The 1275-nt window shown below is 36.9% G+C and carries 2 protein-coding genes and 1 pseudogene; all 3 read right to left on the reverse strand.

All coding sequences use genetic code 11. The features are described 5' to 3' along the window. A pseudogene (locus AALA56_RS10060) lies at window positions 1–220 on the reverse strand (hypothetical protein); the annotation flags it as partial. Window positions 221–229: 9 nt separating this feature from the next. Continuing rightward, window positions 230–1021: a DNA/RNA non-specific endonuclease gene (locus AALA56_RS10065; protein ID WP_369909897.1), complete on the reverse strand. Its 792-nt coding sequence runs from the start codon at window positions 1019–1021 to the stop codon at window positions 230–232. Continuing rightward, window positions 1018–1275: hypothetical protein (locus AALA56_RS10070; protein WP_369909898.1), on the reverse strand; the 258-nt coding region annotated here is incomplete at its 5' end. The genes AALA56_RS10065 and AALA56_RS10070, both read right to left, overlap by 4 nt.

Consider the following 1275-nt stretch of genomic DNA (forward strand, 5'->3'; position numbering starts at 1 on the left):
CCAAATTTTTTTCCAGCCGAGAGAGGCGCTCATAAAAATTCTGTCGCTCACCTTCTTCTAAAAAGAGTTTATGGAAGACGTCAATCAGCTTCACAACTGTCGCTGAGTGATTTTGCCGTTGCCGATTAAATTCTCCTCCAACATCTTCCAAATAGGCCTTGATGTCAGAAAACTTTTGAAGTGTTTCTTCGTTAAAGTAAATGTTAATTCTTGTAGTCATGTTTTTTCCTCACTGTGATTTTTTTGAAGTCCCTGTTAAATAGTTAATGTCATATCCTGGTTGAATATTAAAAAGATAAACGTCAAATGAAATGGTGTCATCTTCGACACTTTGCGCTTCCATCCGAACACCTCTACAAACTAACTCAACATTTTTAAAAAGTGGTGTTACTCGATAACGGACATGATGACCTGTTGTTTTGATATAATCCGCCACCATATTTTCATAGTAAACCATAGACGATTTTTCATCACTGAAATTTGCGTTAAGAGCACGTGTACCTGTAAATAGATTTTTCACGTTTGCGTTCTCACCACTTAACTGAAAACCAATTAAGTGAGAACGATTATAGAGGTAATCTTGTTTGCCATTAAAAGTTATTTTTTTATTTTTCCAGCCAGTCGGCTTTACAGAAGAAATAGCTTCTCGTTTACTTGTTGGCATGAGGTCTTGACCCAGCATTGCTTCTGCAACACCAACACGATTTAAAAAATCAAGGTCACTATATTTTTCCCACGACCCATTTGTTAAACTCAACTCTTCTGTTGTGAAGTTTGCCTTTCCATTGACTGCAATCACTTGATGGTGACCATCATATTTTTGGGATTTCAGTTCCTCATTTTGAGTTTGATGATCGGTTGCCGTGCTATCATTTTTTTCTTCAGGTGATTGTGAAATGTTCAATTGAGTTGCTAAATCATTTTGCGTAAAGACCTCTTTCAAGAAGTTGAAATTTTGGGGTTGCACTAGAAAGATAGCCAGAAACAAGAGACTGACAAGTAAGAATTTATTTTTCTTCATGATGAGCCTCCTGCATTTCTTTCCGCACTGAGAGCATCCACATCATCCATAAAACGAAGCCAATCCGTCGTCAGCTCTTCTACAATATCCTGCTTGGTACTGTAAGCCAATAACTTAATTTCATTTTTCAATAATTGATTGAGTATGTTTGCTTGTTGCTCTTTAATATCAGCTAGGGTTTCCGCAAACTTATTATCGTACAAATCTAACCCACCATTTTCAACAATACGCTGCAATTGAGCGAGCATAAATTC

Origin of the sequence: Streptococcus hyointestinalis (assembly GCF_041225505.1) — a bacterium.
Lineage (GTDB): Bacteria > Bacillota > Bacilli > Lactobacillales > Streptococcaceae > Streptococcus > Streptococcus hyointestinalis_B.